This window comes from Lachnospiraceae bacterium oral taxon 096, assembly GCA_018141845.1.
In the GTDB taxonomy this organism is placed as follows: Bacteria; Bacillota; Clostridia; order Lachnospirales; family Lachnospiraceae; genus F0428.
The window spans coordinates 229,364-245,587 of the sequence record CP073340.1; the positions used below are offsets into that span (position 1 = coordinate 229,364).

A 16,224-nucleotide genomic window follows, 5' to 3' on the forward strand; every position below is an offset into this window, starting at 1 on the left:
CTACACTACACTTCCATAATAATTGGCAAAATGACAGGATTTCTCTTCATTCGCTTCCACAAAAAATCACTGAGTGCATCTCGAATGACATTCTTCATCTTTGACCAATCCATCTGTCTTGCATCCAAGCAATCATCCACTGCTGATCGAACCACCTCTGTGGCCTCTTCAATCAGTTGCTCAGACTCTCTCACATAGACAAATCCTCTTGTTACAATATCTGGACCAGAAAGTAGGCGATTGCTTCCTCTTTCCAGTGACAGTGCAATGATAATAATTCCATTTTGTGCCAAATTCTGTCGATCTCGCAAGACAATATTTCCCACATCACCGACACCAAGGCCATCGACATAAATGCCACCCGCATCCACATGTCCACTGACCTTAAATACTTGATCAGATACCTCCAGTACATCTCCTGATGAGACAATCGCAACATTTTCTTTTGGGATTCCCATACTCTCTGCAATGGATTTATTTGCCATTCGATGTCGATACTCACCATGAATTGGCATAGCATACTTTGGCTTTAAGAGAGAATACATCAACTTAATTTCCTCTTGGCAGGCATGCCCAGAAACATGAGTATCCTGTAAAATGACCTCTGCTCCCTTCATTGCCAATTCATTGACTACTTTAGCCACCGCCTTTTCATTTCCTGGAATTGGAGTTGAGCTCATAATGACAACATCATCGGGCATAATGCTCACCTTTCGGTGAACAGACGATGCCATTCTCGATAAGGCCGCCATACTCTCACCCTGACTTCCTGTGGTAATCAAAACAGTCTTTTCTGGTGGATAATCCTTTAGTCGATCAATGTCAATCAATGTTCCCTCTGGAATCTTGATATAGCCAAGTTCATCAGCTGCCCCAATAATGGTCACCATACTTCTTCCCTCGACCACTACTTTTCTGCCATATTTATATGCTGTGTTAATAATCTGCTGTACTCGATCGACATTGGATGCAAAAGTGGCAACGAGGATTCGGTTATTTTTGTGTTCTGAAAAAATCATGTCAAATGTCTTGCCAACCGTTCTTTCTGACATTGTAAATCCAGCCTTCATTGCATTGGTAGACTCACACATCATCATCAAGCAACCTTCCTTGCCAATCTCAGCCATGCGCTGTAAATCTGCTGGCTCGCCAAACACTGGCGTGTAATCTATCTTAAAATCACCTGTGTGGAAGATTGTTCCTGCAGGTGTAAAAATTGCAAGTGCCGATGCATCTGCAATCGAGTGATTTGTCTTAATAAATTCCACCTTAAAATCACCGAGAGAAACCGTTTGACCATGCTTTACGACATGGAGCTTGCTGGTCTTGTCGATGCCATGTTCCTTTAATTTCTTTTCGATCAAAGCCAATGTCAATCTCGTACCATATACTGGGACATTTAACTTTTTCAAAATATAGGGAATAGCACCAATATGATCCTCATGTCCATGAGTGATGACAAAACCCTTAACCTTTGAAAAGTTATTGACCAAATAGGAAACATCAGGAATAACCAGGTCAATCCCCAGCATATCCTCATCTGGAAAGGCCAGTCCACAATCGACTACAATAATGCTCTCCCCATACTCAAATGCCGTAATATTCATACCGATTTGTTCAAGTCCCCCAAGTGGAATGACCTTTACTGTCTTTTTATTATTTCCCTTCTTTCTCGGCGTTCTCACTTTTTCCTTGATAACTTCTACTACCGCTTTTCCCTCTTCAACTTGAGCTTTTGCCTGCCTTGGTCTTCTTGTCTTTGGCTTTGCTATGCCCTCTTGATCCTTCGTGGCTCTTATTGCTGGTTTTACCACCTTTTCTCCTGGGGCTTTCTTTTGATAGGTCCTTTTTACTACCTTTTTTCCTGTCTTTTCTACACTCTGTTCTGTAATACTTTGGCTCTTTTCCTTGAGCTTTTGTATTGCCTTGAGCGGATTCATCTCCGAACTACTCAATATCATTCCTCCTTAAAATGTTAATTCTGTATTCGTATCGTCAATCAATTCTGAAAATATTTGAAACATATTTTCTAATTCAGCATCATCCTCAACAAATGTATACACGGCTTCTTGGTCTGATTGACTTGAACCATCCTTTAAGACATAGCATTCCCCATCTTCTTCTTCTGATGCATCAGTCACCAACAAATAATTGACTCCCGCAAACTTTGTTTCCTCCAAGACATAGAGTGCAATCTCCTCCCCCTCCTCATCCTGTACATAAATAATGTTCTCTTCCATTCCTTCCTCCATCATATCTATTTATCATAGGTAATTTTCCATATATTCTTTCAAGATCAATGATGCTGCCACCTGATCGATATATTTTTTTCTATCCTCTTTTTTCACTCCACTATCTGCCAGAATCTGATCGGCCTCCACGGTAGTCAGTCGTTCATCCTGCCATACAATCTCTAGGCCTGTGCGTCTTTCTAACATCGCCTTAAAAATTTCACATTGCTCGACACGCTCTCCTGCTGTATCATCCATATTGAGTGGTCGACCAAGCACTATTCGTTCAATATGATACTCCTGAATGAGAGCCTCCAACCTTGCACAAGTCTTTCTCAATTTGTTTTCTTCTTTTCTTACAATTGTTTCCACTGGCTGTGCGGTCATTCCCAATACATCACTAATTGCAACACCCACGGTCTTTGAACCATAATCCAGTCCCATAATTCTCATTTATTCCCTCACTCGATCTTTTATTGCAAACAACAATAAGACCAGTTGGGCCAGTGCCCAACTGATCCAATGTAGCGAAGACTGTACTATTTTGTCAACTTGTTATCAATATACACGCTCAACAGCTCCTCCAAGATTTCATCACGCTCAACCTTCATAATTAAGCTTCTTGCACTGTTAAAACTTGTAATATAGGTTGGATCTCCAGACATCACATAGCCCACGATCTGATTGATTGGATTATATCCCTTCTCCATCATCGCATCATATACAAGCTTTAATACCTCACTAACCTCTGGTTTATTCTCCTGTACAGCTTCAAAAAATTGTGTACTACTATGATCACTCATCTCTTCACGCCCTTTCTTTTTCACTATTTTAAACGAATTATCGCCATTGTGCAATAGCGTTTTTTTCTATCAACATCACTTCAGAAGTTAAAAAGGAAGAAATTTTTCCACATACTAAGCTGTTTTTTGTTAAATTCTCTCCTTTCACCGCAACTTTAAGATATTCCTTGGTATGACCAATCATATACTTTTTTCCCTCAATTTCCACTTCTTCCTCTAAAAGTACCCATTCTTCTCGTCCAAGATGAGCTTGACGAAACTGTTTTGACATCTCCTCATTGAGCTTAGCTAACTTCAATGCCCTCTCCGATTTTTCCTTTTGTGTCAATTGATTTTTCATCTGTGCTGCCTTTGTACCCTCTCGCACAGAGTAGGGAAAGATATGCATCTCAAAAAATCCTATTTCCTTTACAAAATCATAACTTTCTTGAAAGGTCTTTTCTGTCTCCCCTGGAAATCCGACAATAATGTCCGTTGTGATGGCCGCAAGTGGATAGAATTTTCGAATAATCTCCACTCCAGCTCGAAATTCCTCAGCAGAATACTTTCGGTTCATTCTCTGCAAGGTGTCATCACTTCCACTTTGCAAACTGAGATGAAAATGTGGACAAAATTGTTCAACCTCTTTTAAGCCACAAATAAACTCTTCCGTAATAATCCTTGGTTCAAGCGAACCAATGCGAATCCTTTCCACACCTTTCACTCTTCCAATCGCCTGAATGAGAGATAATAAATCCCCTATCGGCTCTCCTTGTGGAAAGTCAAAGCCATAGGAAGTCAAATGGATCCCTGTGAGCACCATCTCTTTGTAACCTTTTTTACTCAACTGCTCCACTTCCCTCAGGATGTCTTCACTCTTTCTACTGCGCACTCTTCCTCTAGTAAATGGAATAATGCAATAACTACAAAATTGATTACAACCATCTTGAATTTTAATAAACGCCCTTGTGTGATCACTAATTTCACTGACAAATAAATTTTCAAACTCATTCGTTGCATTGATATCAATTAAATATTCTGGGTTTTTTTCACTCAGGTACTCATCAATAATTTGTACAATATCTTTCTTCACATTATTTCCAATAATGATATCTACCTTTTCATCCTTCTTTACCTTTTCGGCATCGGCCTGAACATAGCAACCTGCTGCAACAACAATGGCATCTGGATTTATTTTTTTTGCTCGGTGCAACATCTGTCTTGATTTTTTATCTGCAACATTGGTGACCGAACAAGTATTAATCACATAGACATCTGCACAATCTTCAAAATCTACAATCGTATATCCCGCTGCCTTCATCATTTCTTGCATTGCCTCTGTCTCATAGGTATTGACCTTGCATCCTAGAGTGTGAAATGCTACTCTTCTCATAAAAACTCCTTCATTTTCTATTGACTTTGTGCCCTTTTCTTTGTACGATAGAGATGAATTTAATATTAGCCACAAGGAGGCATTTAAAATGAAAACTATTCGTATTTCACTTAATTCAATCGATAAGGTAAAGTCTTTTGTAAATACTCTTTCTAAGTTCGATACTGACTTCGATCTTGTATCTGGAAGATATGTTATCGACGCAAAGTCCATCATGGGTATTTTCAGCCTTGACTTATCAAAGCCAATCGACCTCAACATTCATGCTGAGAATGACGCCGAGGAAATTTTACAGGCACTTAGCCCATACATCGTACAGTAAGTGTTTTACTGTCAGGAACCTCTTGGAGGTTCCTTTTTTATTTTATCGATTGATCTTACAAAGCACACGCTCTTTTGTAGCAATGGCTTCTTCTACAAGGGCATCAATCTTTTCGCTCAGTTTTTCTTCTGATTGATGAATGTGATCTAGGTCTGGCTTTGTCACAGGATGCTTAGCTACAAAAATTGTACAGCAATCTTCATATGGCTGAATGGAAGTTTCATAGCTACCAATTTTTTCTGCAATTTCTACAATCTCTTGTTTGTCAAAACCAATGAGTGGTCGAAATACTGGCATTGTGCAGACTTCATTGGTCGTCACTAGAGATTGCACGGTTTGGCTGGCCACCTGCCCAATGCTCTCGCCTGTAATCAATGCCATGTCTTGATTGCTTCTGCCAATTCTCTCTGCAATTTTCATCATATATCTTCTCATAATGATGGTCAACTCCTCGTGCGGGCAATTCTCATAGATGTAGAGCTGAATATCAGTAAAGTTGACAATGTGCAAATTAATGGGACCTGCATATTGCGAAACAATCTGTGCCAAATCGATTACCTTTTGCTTTGCCCTCTCCGAAGTATATGGCGGTGCATGAAAATATACGGCCTCCACCGTCACTCCTCTTTTTGCAATCATATATCCAGCTACTGGGGAGTCGATTCCACCAGAAAGTAAGAGCATTGCTCGTCCATTTGTTCCAATGGGCATACCACCAGGTCCAGGAATGGAAAGTGAATAGATATTAATATAGCGGCGAATTTCCACCTTCAACAACACATCTGGTTTTCTCACATCAACTCTAATCTCTGGAAAAGCATTCAAAATAGCCTCCCCAAGATCTGCATTGATTGTCTCTGATGTGCCAGGGTAATTTTTATCCGCACGGCAAGTATCTACCTTAAATGTGATTTTTTTATTTTCATAGACCTTATCCATATATTCGACAACGGCCTTCTTTAAATTTTCAAAATCTTTGTCCTCAATGCGAACCATTGGACAAACCGCCACAATACCAAATACTTTTGTGAGAGCAGAAATCACCTCGTCCTCATCATAATCTTTGTCGGCATCGACATAGATTCGACCAAGTTCTTTAGAAACAACAAATTCCCCCTCCACTGCTGTGAGTGCAATGCGAATCTGCTTCATCAAAGCATCCTCAAATAAATAGCGATTCTTTCCTTTGACACCAATCTCTCCATACTTTACCAAAAACGACTTATATCTCATAAACTTCCCCTACTCTTATTTTCTTGTAAATCTTCTCAACATTGGCAATAATTCCTTCAATGTCTCTAAAAAGTAATCCGCCTCTTCCAATGTATTTTCACTGCACAAAGAAATGCGCACTGTGGAATCAAGAAACTCATCTTCTAATCCAATTCCCTTTAATGTGCCAGAAATTCCTGGATGATTTGATGAACACGCCGACCCACTGGATACGTAAATTTCTCTGTCTTCTAGTGCGTGCAATAAAACTTCTGCACGTACCCCCTGCACAGATACACTAAGAATATGTGGTGCACTCTGTGTGCCACGAAAAGAATTGAGGTGAATTCCTTCCATTTTCTCTAATTGATCCATTAAGTAATCTTTGATTGCGATCATCTTTTCTATCTTCTCATCAAAATGTTCATAGGCCAACCTTGCGGCCTCTCCCATCCCTGCAATCCCAGGAACATTGATCGTTCCACTTCGCATTCCTCTTTGCTGTCCACCACCAAATAAAATGGGATTTACTTTTGCATCCTTTTGAATGTATAAAAATCCCACTCCCTTTGGTCCATGCAACTTATGTCCACTCACACTCATCAAATCAATGCCTTGTTTTTTCGGTTGAATTTTATATTTTCCATAGCCTTGAATAGCATCAACATGATAGAGACAATCTGGATTTTTTTCATGTACAATTTTTGCAATCTCCTCCACTGGTTCAACTGCACCAACTTCATTGTTGACATACATCGTCGATACAATAATTGTATCCTCTCGAATTGCATTTTTTAATTCCTCAAGGCAAATATGCCCTGCTCTGTCGACAGGAAGAATGGTCACCTCAAATCCAAGCTCTACTAGTTTTCCTAGAGGCTCATACACCGCAGGATGCTCAATGGCTGTACTAATAATATGCTTTCCCCTTCTTTGATTGGCCAATGCTCCTCCAATCAATGCAATATTATTGGACTCGGTTCCTCCCGAAGTAAATAGAATTTCCTTTTCCTCCACTTTCAAGGTCTTTGCAATCATCCTTGTCGCTTCTTTTACATATTTTTCTGCAGCTACCCCCATCATATGTTTTGCTGATGGATTGCCATAGTCCTCTCGCATTGTCTTGATCATTACTTCTATTACACTATCTGCTACCTTTGTGGATGCAGAATTATCAAAATATACTCTCATCATCATCCTCTTATTTATTTGTGATAGGGCTCGTGATTTCGAATTCGATAACTGCGATAAATTTGCTCACTCAAAATCACTCTCATCAGTTGGTGCGGAAATGTCATCAGTGAAAAACTCAATTTTTCATCTGCCCGTGAAAGAACTTTGCTAGAAAGTCCTAAGGAACCTCCGATAACAAAATATAGGTTTCCTCTACTCCTTGTCTCAAGTTCAGACATTTTCTTTGCCAAATCTTCAGAAGAAATTTGTCCTCCCTCAATAGCTAAGGCAATCACATAGGCTTTCTCCTTTATCTTTCCCAGAATGCGCTCTCCCTCAATTTCTTTAATCTTTTCTTCTTCTAGCTCAGAGGCATTTTGTGGCGTCTTCTCGTCCTTGACTTCTATAATTTCATATTTGCAATACCTAGATAGACGCTTTTTGTACTCTCCTATCGCATCCACAAAAAATTTTTCCTTTATACTGCCCACAGCCACTACATAAATATTCATTCTTCCTCACAATTTGAAAAAGGCTATGCCCAGAGCTTCACTGAGCGATAGCCTAATTTTTATGCTTTAAAATAATATCCGACGCCCCATTTAGTATGCACATACTTTGGATCACTTGGTGATGGCTCCACTTTCTCTCGCAATCTTCTCACATGAACATCTACGGTTCTGACATCTCCTGCCTCACTAACTTTTCCTCCCCACACAAGATTTAGTAGCTTTTCTCTACTAAATACCTTATTGGGATTGGTCGCAAGTAATTCTAAGATATCAAATTCCTTTGCTGTCAAGTTAATCTCCTTCTCACCAACAAAGACTCTTCGGCTGTCCACATCAAGCTTTAAATCTCCCGCTGTGACCACCTTGACCTCTTCCTTGACCTTCTTCCCGCTCTTATTTCTTCGAAAGATGGCCTTCATCCTCGCCTTGACTTCTAGAATATTAAATGGTTTTGTGATATAGTCGTCTGCACCATACTCCAAACCTAAAATTTTGTCCATGTCCTCGCCCTTGGCTGTGAGCATAATGATTGGTACCTCTGAAAATTCTCGAATGGTTTGGCAAACTTGAAATCCATCCATCTTTGGAAGCATCACATCTAAGAGTATAATATCATACTCCGATTGCTTCGCCAACTCCACCGCCTCCTCTCCATCATAGGCCGTATCCACTTGCATACCATCTTGTTCCAATGCAAAGCGAATCCCTTTTACAATCAATTTTTCATCATCAACAACCAATACTCTGGTCATGGTCTCTACCCCTTATCTACTTCTTATTTTTACGATACCGTAATTTGATCTTTTATCTTTTCAAAAGCTCCCTTCTTTAATCCAGGTACCTTTTGAATATCCTCAATCTTTTGAAATTCTCCGTTCGCACCCCTATAGTTTAAAATATCCTCGGCCTTTTTTTGACCTATCCCCTTTAATTGCATAAGCTCTTCTTTTGTTGCTGTATTAATATTTACCTTGCCACCATCTGATGCCTCAACTTTTTGTGCCGTTGTCTGTTCTGGGGACTGCTCATTTTCTCCAACTTTTGGAATATAGATCTGTTGCCCATCCTCCAAAAGCTTAGCCAAGTTGACCTTTTCTTTGGCTGCTTCTGGCGAAAATCCTCCCGCACTCTCCACCGCATCTTTAATTCTAGCTCCCGGCTCAAGTGCATAGACATCACTTTTTTGCACAGCTCCACAAATATAGACATAAATCAATTCTTTTGTTGTCTCCACAGGGCTCGTCGGTTGAGAACTTTCCACCTGAACCTCTTGTTGCACACCTGTCGTACTCTCATACTCAATCTTTTCGCCATCAAAATGATGACAGCCTACAAACAAAAGAGCCAAACAAACGATCCCTACTATCCTTTTTTTCATATCGGTCTCCTTAATTATAAAGAAACCAATCCAGTCTCAATTCTTTATTATACAGAATTTAACAAACTAAATCAATAGATTTATCATACCCAAAACAAGCCCAATCACTGCACCTAAATTTACAATGACATCCAATTCCTTCTTCATCACAGTGAGAACCAAGCTTTCAAGTTCATTCACATCCATCGCATTGATTTTTTCTTCAATAATTGACCTTAAATCAAATTTACTGCCAAATTTTTCCATGGCTGCCTTTACAGCCTTCTCATAAGTCGCTCTCAACACCTCTTCTAATTTTTCTTTTCCAATTCCTGCACTTTCTAATGCCTCAAGAATGCTAATATTTTCCCATTCCACTATCTTTTTTTCGACCTGAGGATAAATATAAGCTGCTCCCTTTTCCATTACAATATTTTGTGCCTTTTGTGCAATGGGTTCTGTAATGGAATCAATAAGGCTGTCTGAAATAAACATTGCGAACATCTTTCCCCTTGCCTTTTCCTTAATAGCCTCTTTGGCCTCCTTGGCAATTACCTCTCCAATCTCTAGTTGATCAATGGCTCCCATCATTTCTTTTGTGATATATTGTGTCAGTTGTTCTCGCAACTGATCGATCTGGTCTTCACTTTTTGTCATTGCATAAAGATCTGTATGAATATTCTTTGCAAGCCATAGATTTAACTGATGAATAATTTGGTCTTCCAGCTCTTCTCCAAGCAATATCTCCAAAATATCTGCCTTTGTCACCAATTTTGTTGCCACAACATTTCCAATAGCTCCTGCCAGTCTTTCCTTTCCCTTAGGAATAGCTCCTGGAGTAAATGGCAATCTCTTGCCAAATAGGCGAATCTCTTTCTTTGGAAAAAACAGCATTTTTACTGCAATATAATTTGTAAAATAGCCAATTACTGCACCAACAATTGGCCCTGCAAGCATTTGCAATGTCATCATCTCACCTCTTTTCTCATATGACTAGATATTTTAACACATTTTTTGTCTTTTTTCATCTTTCATTTTTGACTTGATTTATATTCTTTATTGTTGTATATTTATAAGTATTAAATTTTATATTTTCATTTAAAGGAGAAATCTTATGGCAAACGAAAAAGTTGTTTTGGCTTATTCTGGCGGTCTGGATACGACAGCGATTATCCCTTGGTTGAAGGAGCACTTTAACTACGATGTCATCTGTTGCTGTATCAATTGCGGACAAAACGAGGAACTTGATGGACTTGAGGAACGCGCAAAGCTCTCTGGTGCAAGCAAATTATACATTGTCGATATGGTCGATGAATTCAGTGAAGAATATATTATGCCTTGTGTTCAGGCAGGAGCTGTATATGAGAACAAATATCTCCTTGGAACTTCCATGGCTCGTCCAGGTATTGCCAAACACTTAGTAGAAATCGCCCGCAAGGAAGGTGCAACAGCTGTTTGCCACGGTGCGACAGGAAAGGGCAATGACCAAATCCGTTTTGAGCTTGGCATTAAGGCTCTTGCTCCTGATTTAAAAATTATTGCTCCATGGCGTATGACAGATATCTGGACGATGCAATCTCGCCAAGATGAGATTGATTACTGTAAGGCTCACGGCATTCATCTTCCATTCTCTGCAGATTCTAGCTACAGCCGTGACAGAAATTTATGGCATATCAGCCACGAAGGTCTAGAACTTGAGGATCCAGAAAATGCACCAAATTATGACCACCTCTTGGTGCTTGGTGTAACTCCACAAAAGGCACCGGATAAGGAGACTCTTGTCACGATGACATTTGAAAAAGGAGTTCCAACCTCAATCAATGGAGAAAAGATGAAGGTTTCTGATATTATTCAGACTCTCAATGAACTTGGTGGAAAAAATGGCATCGGCATTGTCGACATCGTAGAAAACCGTGTCGTTGGTATGAAGTCCCGTGGAGTATACGAGACACCAGGTGGAACCATCCTGATGGAGGCTCATGCTCAGCTTGAGGAACTTGTTCTTGACCGAGCAACAATGGAAATGAAAAAAGATATCGGCAATAAGTTTGCACAGGTGGTCTATGAGGGCAAGTGGTTTACACCTCTTCGCGAGGCATTGCAGGCCTTTATCACCTCTACTCAAGAATATGTCACTGGTGAGGTTAAATTTAAGCTCTATAAAGGAAATATTATTAAAGCAGGCACAACTTCACCATACTCACTCTATTCTGAGTCTCTTGCCTCCTTCACAACCGGAGATCTCTATGATCATCACGATGCTGAAGGCTTTATCACTTTATTTGGTCTTCCACTTAAGGTACGTGCAATGAAGATGGCCGAGGCAAAAAAAAATAAATAATCATCCGATACAAAAAAGGAGAGCTTCCATTCACTTGGAAGCTCTCTCTTTTCTTTATTTTCCTGTCGCTGCCTTAAACTCTGTCCAATTCTTATTGTAGGCGGCATCTGCATCTGCACTGACATTTTGGATAATCTCACCCTTTTTCACGCTGTCTGGAACAACGAGATTTGGATTTTTTTGACTAACCAAGCTGTCTGCTGCCTTGTTGGTTGAATAGTAACCAATATACTCTGTACACTTTGCTGCATTTTCTGGCTGCAAAATATAATTTAAAAATTGATTTGCAGCATCCTTATTTGGTGCTTGACTTGGAATAAATCCAGCAATAATTCCAAATCCAAGTCCTTCCTTTGGATAAACTACCTTTAGGTCTGGATTTGAAGCTAGCGCCTGTGTCACCTGAGAAGTATACAAAAATCCAACACTTGCCTCGCCATTGAGCAGGGCATTCTGTGTATTGTCATCTTGAATCATTCGCACATTTGGAGCGAGAGTCAACAACTTCTTTCCAGCTTCTGCAATGACTGCAGGATCCTTTTCATTCATTGATTTTCCCATGGTAAGTAAGGTAATTCCATTAATTACTCTGTAGTTGGCCACCAGTGCTACGCTATCTTTAAATTCTGGATCCCATAAGTCTGCATAGCCTGTGATCTCTTTGCTCACTGCCGTTGGATCATAGACAATCAAAGGAATTCCCGCACCATAGGGAATGGTATACTTATTTTCTGGATCATAGAACTGACTTTGATAGAGCGGATTGACATTGCCCAAATTGGTCAGGATATTTTTATCCAATTCCTGAGTCAATCCTGCCTTTACGGCCTGCTCAATAATATAGTCATCCGCAAAGACAAGGTCATAGGTTCCGCCCTTTGCCTGAGAAAGTTTTTCTAACATCGTTTCATCAGAATCAAAATTAGAATACACAACTTTAATTCCCGTTTCCTTCGTAAATCCATCTAAAACTTCCTGTGGGAACATATTCTCCCAAGTATAGATCACTAAATCCTTTCCTGTGCTCTTACTTGCTGTATCCGTTGCTGCCGCAGTGCTTTCACCACTTGATGCCTTTGTATTATCTGTAACTTTGTGTGTGCATCCCATCAAAGACACTGCCGCAGTAATGGCAGCAACAGCTTTCCATAATATTTTCTTTTTCATTTTTATTCTCCTCCTTCTTTTTTGCTACTCAGCCACTGACTAAACAATAATACGATCGTGACAATGGCAAGAATAATCGTGCAAAGAGCATTAATCTTTGGCGTCACTCCCGTCTTTAATTGAGTATAAATTTTAATAGGCAATGTATTGGTTCTTGGACTGTTGACAAAAATGCTAATGACCACATCATCAAAAGACATCGCAAAGGACAATACACAACCTGACACCACTGCAGGCATAATCAATGGCAGGGTGATATCAAAAAAGATTCTCGCTGGTGAAGCCCCTAGATCCAGTGCTGCCTCCTCCAATGATTTATCCATTCCCACTAATCTTGCCTTTACTGTCATAAAAATATAGGGAATACAAAAACTTGTGTGGGCAATGATTAAGGTCAACATACCAAAAGGCAGATGCAATAGAGAAAAGAAGACCATAAAGACCATTCCAAGAATAATCTCCGGCACCATAATGGGCACGGTGGTGAGATATTCAAGCATTCCCTTCGTTTTAAATTCTGCCCTTGCCATCCCAATGGCCCCGAGTGTTCCAATCACCGCCGACACTGCCACACTGATGACACCAAGAACTAAAGAATTGGTCAATGCCTTTACTAACTCACGATCTCTTAACAATTCCCGATACCACTTAAGCGAAAATCCATCAAAGCGAACATTGAGTTTTGAACTATTAAAGGAAAATAGCACCACCAAAACGAGTGGCAAATAGGTGACAAACAAAACGATCAGCAAATACAAATTCGACCATTTCCACTTCTTCACTAGATCACCCCTTCCAAATCCTTAATATGCGTAATCCTCCGGTAGAGATAAATCATCAAACTTGTCAATATCATCAAAATTACCGAAAGTGCTGCAGCAAATGGCCAATTTCCCCCTCGTCCAAGTTGGTCTTGAATTAAACTTCCCACCAAAACAATTTTATTTCCGCCCAAAATGTCTGCAATAAAGAAAAGTCCCATCGAAGGAATAAAGGTCAAAATCACCCCCGACAAAAGTCCTGGCAAAGTAAGCTTTAGAGTCACTGTAGAAAAGGCCTTCCAATTGGAAGCCCCCAAGTCCTTGGCTGCTTCTACAAAGGTCCAATCCATCTTTTCCACACTTGAATAGACCGATAAAATCATAAATGGCAAGAGAGCATAGACCATACCAATCAGTACTGCTGGATAGGAATAAAGAATCTTTATTGGCACTCGAATTAAGCCAAATCGAATCAATACCGTGTTGACAATTCCCTTGGCCTGAAGGACAATAATCCATCCATACATTCGCAAAAGTGAACTTGTCCAAAAGGGCACCATAATCAAAAACATCAATAATCGTTTTCCTCGCTTTGACTGCTTCGCCATAAAGTAGCCAAAGGGATAGCCAATGACCACAACTAGAATGGTTGTCATAATGGCTACCTGAAAAGATTGCACAAATGTCCCCACATACACAGGGTCGGCCATCTTCCTAAAATTTTCTAATGTAAAGCGAAAGGTGACACCAAGCCCCTCATGATTTGTGGCAAAGCTAAGAGCAATCATATAAAGGAGTGGACCCAAGACAAAGAGAATGCTAAAGATATACATCGGCAAAACGAGGCAAAACCACCTTTTTTGTCTCACGCTCTCACCTCCACATCTACAGCAATTGCCAGCTCTTCCTGCCAATATAGATGCACCTTCTCCCCAATTTTATAGCCAATATCAATACCTTGGCGAGAAATGACCACCTGACTCCCATCTCTTAATTTAACTTCAATGCGAAGCATCCCCCCAGCAAAACTTTTTTCAACTACCTCGCCCTCCAGAGAATTTGGCTGATTTTCTGAAGAAATTTTGATATTTTCACCTCGAATGGCGACCGTGATTTCCTCCCCAACCGTCCACTTTTTTTGTGCATCAAGTAAAACAAATTCTCCACTTTCATGTGCAATAGTCAGTTTTTCTTTGTCCACAGCCTTTACCTTGCCATGCAAAATATTTGCATTTCCAACAAAATCAGCCACAAACGAGGTTCTTGGTCGATTGTAAATTTCATCAGGTCTACCGATTTGCTCAAACTCACCATCTCGCATAACGACAATGCGATCAGACATATTGATGGCTTCTTCCTGGTCGTGAGTAATGTAAATAAAGGTAATTCCTAGCCTCTTTTGCAATCTCTTCAACTCAAGTTGCATCTGTCGACGCAATTGAAGATCAAGTGCTCCCAATGGCTCATCTAAAAGCAAGACCTTTGGGCGGTTAATTAGTGCTCTGGCAATCGCTACCCTTTGCCTTTGCCCTCCACTCATTTCTGCTGGCATTCTTAGCTCAAATCCCTCAAGCTGGACCAGTCTTAGCATCTCCTGCACTCGCTCTTTGATCTCTTTTTTGTCCACCTTCTTGATACGCAAACCATATCCAATGTTATCAAAAACATTCATATGTGGAAAGAGTGCATAACTTTGAAACACCGTATTGACATTTCGATGATTGGCCTCGACTGCAGTCACATCCTCACCTTCTAAAAATACTCTTCCACTGTCAGCATTTTCTAAACCTGCTATAATACGCAAAGTTGTTGTTTTTCCACAACCAGAAGAACCCAATAAGGTAACAAACTCCCCAGCAGCCACGGTCAAATTAATGCCCTTGAGTACCTCAACATCATCAAAATACTTTGTTATATTCTGTAATTCTAAAACTGGATTTTCCATTTTCTCCCCCTTCCACAATTTCAAAAAGCTCCCTAGACCAAGGGTATCTAGGGAGTAAAAAATACTCTTTGAATGCTGTCATAGTGAAGAAAAATCCCTTCCTGACCGAGCTTTTCAATTTCTTGTGCCGTGGCCAGGCGGTAGCCATCGGTTTCCTCCTTTTGAAGCTTAAGATCCTCTTCTGCAAAGTCCATCTCAAAGCGATAGACATCGACAAAATAATTATCTCCCTTCCCAGGATTTTCTCTGCGATATGTAAATACATATCCACCCTTTGCGTTTGTCACATCAAGTCCTGTCTCTTCAAATACCTCTCTTTTGACTGCGGTCAACGAGTCCTCTCCAGCCATGGCTGCTCCACCAGAAACTTCCCACCAACCTGCTGCCCACGCCTTGCTCATCACCCTCTTTGTGATCAGATATTTTCCATCCGGTCTGCAAACAACACCAAGGACGGTGAGGTGATACTCATCGTCCTTCAATGTCCATACATTCCGTTCCATCGTTCTGCCTGTGCGATTTTTATCCTTGTCATAGATATCCCATCGCTCTTTTTTGTCTGCCAATTTAACCATTCCTATTTTCCTCTTCAATATGTTCAAGTACCTTATACAACAGCTTATACATCACAGCCATTTCTTCTTGAGACACATCCAGACAAGCCCTCATTTTATTTGGAATCTCGACAGCCTTTTCTTTTAAATTCTCACCTTCTTTTGTGATCTTTACAATCAAAGTTCTCTCGTCTTCCTTTGATCTTTCTCTGGTAATATACCCTTTGACCTCTAACTTCTTTAAAACAGGGGTCAAGGTTCCAGAATCAAGATAGAGCTTTTTTCCCAGCTCCTTTACATTGACAGACTTATTAAACCACAAGACCATCATTGTAATATATTGTGTATAGGTTAAATCAACTTCATCCAAAAATGGCTTATATCTTCTTACAATTTCCTTTGAGCAGGCATAGAGAGGGAAGCAAAGCTGACTTTCCAATCTCAATTTATCGTAATTCTTCTCTTCCATCATCT

At 40.1% G+C, this 16,224-nt stretch carries 19 protein-coding genes; 2 read left to right on the forward strand and 17 right to left on the reverse strand.

Annotated features, from left to right (window positions below; genetic code table 11):
- Positions 1 to 5 precede the first annotated feature (5 nt).
- The 5 genes from J5A74_01075 to mtaB all read right to left on the reverse strand — a co-directional run bounded on the left by J5A74_01075 (position 6) and on the right by mtaB (position 4,406).
- On the reverse strand, positions 6 to 1,961 hold the full coding sequence (locus J5A74_01075; protein ID QUI95987.1) for a ribonuclease J: 1,956 nt from the start codon (positions 1,959 to 1,961) through the stop codon (positions 6 to 8).
- Positions 1,962 to 1,967: 6 nt separating this feature from the next.
- The gene (locus tag J5A74_01080; protein QUI96772.1) at positions 1,968 to 2,252 is read right to left on the reverse strand and encodes a DUF1292 domain-containing protein; all 285 of its coding nucleotides are present in this window, start codon (positions 2,250 to 2,252) and stop codon (positions 1,968 to 1,970) included.
- Positions 2,253 to 2,264: 12 nt separating this feature from the next.
- Complete coding sequence (ruvX, locus tag J5A74_01085; protein QUI95988.1) at positions 2,265 to 2,684, reverse strand: Holliday junction resolvase RuvX; 420 nt, start codon at positions 2,682 to 2,684, stop codon at positions 2,265 to 2,267.
- A gap of 86 nt (positions 2,685 to 2,770) precedes the next feature.
- Entirely contained in the window at positions 2,771 to 3,034 is a 264-nt protein-coding gene (locus J5A74_01090) for an IreB family regulatory phosphoprotein (GenBank protein ID QUI95989.1), read from the reverse strand.
- A gap of 37 nt (positions 3,035 to 3,071) precedes the next feature.
- The gene (gene mtaB, locus J5A74_01095; protein QUI95990.1) at positions 3,072 to 4,406 is read right to left on the reverse strand and encodes a tRNA (N(6)-L-threonylcarbamoyladenosine(37)-C(2))-methylthiotransferase MtaB; all 1,335 of its coding nucleotides are present in this window, start codon (positions 4,404 to 4,406) and stop codon (positions 3,072 to 3,074) included.
- 88 nt (positions 4,407 to 4,494) lie between these two features.
- Between mtaB and J5A74_01100 the strand changes: the two genes are divergently transcribed.
- Positions 4,495 to 4,728 (forward strand): HPr family phosphocarrier protein, encoded by a 234-nt coding sequence (locus J5A74_01100; GenBank protein QUI95991.1) that lies wholly within the window; start codon positions 4,495 to 4,497, stop codon positions 4,726 to 4,728.
- 42 nt (positions 4,729 to 4,770) lie between these two features.
- Here the strand turns inward: J5A74_01100 and thiI are convergent, their stop codons facing one another.
- From thiI to J5A74_01130, 6 genes are all read right to left on the reverse strand, one after another.
- A complete protein-coding gene (gene thiI, locus J5A74_01105; protein ID QUI95992.1) occupies positions 4,771 to 5,961 on the reverse strand; it encodes a tRNA 4-thiouridine(8) synthase ThiI in 1,191 nt (396 codons plus the stop codon).
- 15 nt (positions 5,962 to 5,976) lie between these two features.
- Positions 5,977 to 7,131, reverse strand: a complete 1,155-nt coding sequence (locus J5A74_01110) for a cysteine desulfurase (GenBank protein QUI95993.1) — start codon at positions 7,129 to 7,131, stop codon at positions 5,977 to 5,979.
- 14 nt (positions 7,132 to 7,145) lie between these two features.
- Entirely contained in the window at positions 7,146 to 7,625 is a 480-nt protein-coding gene (gene rlmH / locus J5A74_01115) for a 23S rRNA (pseudouridine(1915)-N(3))-methyltransferase RlmH (GenBank protein ID QUI95994.1), read from the reverse strand.
- Positions 7,626 to 7,684: 59 nt separating this feature from the next.
- Complete coding sequence (locus tag J5A74_01120) at positions 7,685 to 8,377, reverse strand: response regulator transcription factor (GenBank protein QUI95995.1); 693 nt, start codon at positions 8,375 to 8,377, stop codon at positions 7,685 to 7,687.
- 29 nt (positions 8,378 to 8,406) lie between these two features.
- Positions 8,407 to 9,003, reverse strand: a complete 597-nt coding sequence (locus J5A74_01125) for a helix-hairpin-helix domain-containing protein (protein QUI95996.1) — start codon at positions 9,001 to 9,003, stop codon at positions 8,407 to 8,409.
- Between the two features lie 66 nt (positions 9,004 to 9,069).
- Entirely contained in the window at positions 9,070 to 9,954 is an 885-nt protein-coding gene (locus J5A74_01130) for a DUF445 family protein (protein ID QUI95997.1), read from the reverse strand.
- A 142-nt stretch (positions 9,955 to 10,096) separates the two neighbouring features.
- Here J5A74_01130 and J5A74_01135 point away from each other — a divergent pair, with 142 nt between their 5' ends.
- A complete protein-coding gene (locus tag J5A74_01135) occupies positions 10,097 to 11,323 on the forward strand; it encodes an argininosuccinate synthase (GenBank protein QUI95998.1) in 1,227 nt (408 codons plus the stop codon).
- A gap of 54 nt (positions 11,324 to 11,377) precedes the next feature.
- On the opposite strand, the gene J5A74_01140 is transcribed toward J5A74_01135, so the two are convergent.
- The 6 genes from J5A74_01140 to J5A74_01165 form a co-directional block, all read right to left on the reverse strand.
- Positions 11,378 to 12,490, reverse strand: coding sequence for a spermidine/putrescine ABC transporter substrate-binding protein (locus tag J5A74_01140; GenBank protein ID QUI95999.1), 1,113 nt, complete (start codon positions 12,488 to 12,490; stop codon positions 11,378 to 11,380).
- Positions 12,491 to 12,492: 2 nt separating this feature from the next.
- The gene (locus J5A74_01145; GenBank protein ID QUI96000.1) at positions 12,493 to 13,272 is read right to left on the reverse strand and encodes an ABC transporter permease; all 780 of its coding nucleotides are present in this window, start codon (positions 13,270 to 13,272) and stop codon (positions 12,493 to 12,495) included.
- Positions 13,272 to 14,039, reverse strand: coding sequence for an ABC transporter permease (locus J5A74_01150; GenBank protein QUI96773.1), 768 nt, complete (start codon positions 14,037 to 14,039; stop codon positions 13,272 to 13,274). Before J5A74_01150 ends, J5A74_01145 begins: the two co-directional genes overlap by 1 nt.
- A gap of 77 nt (positions 14,040 to 14,116) precedes the next feature.
- Entirely contained in the window at positions 14,117 to 15,196 is a 1,080-nt protein-coding gene (locus J5A74_01155; GenBank protein QUI96001.1) for an ABC transporter ATP-binding protein, read from the reverse strand.
- 47 nt (positions 15,197 to 15,243) lie between these two features.
- Positions 15,244 to 15,771, reverse strand: a complete 528-nt coding sequence (locus tag J5A74_01160; GenBank protein QUI96002.1) for an NUDIX domain-containing protein — start codon at positions 15,769 to 15,771, stop codon at positions 15,244 to 15,246.
- Positions 15,764 to 16,219: a MarR family transcriptional regulator gene (locus J5A74_01165; protein ID QUI96774.1), complete on the reverse strand. Its 456-nt coding sequence runs from the start codon at positions 16,217 to 16,219 to the stop codon at positions 15,764 to 15,766. Before J5A74_01165 ends, J5A74_01160 begins: the two co-directional genes overlap by 8 nt.
- Positions 16,220 to 16,224 lie beyond the last annotated feature (5 nt).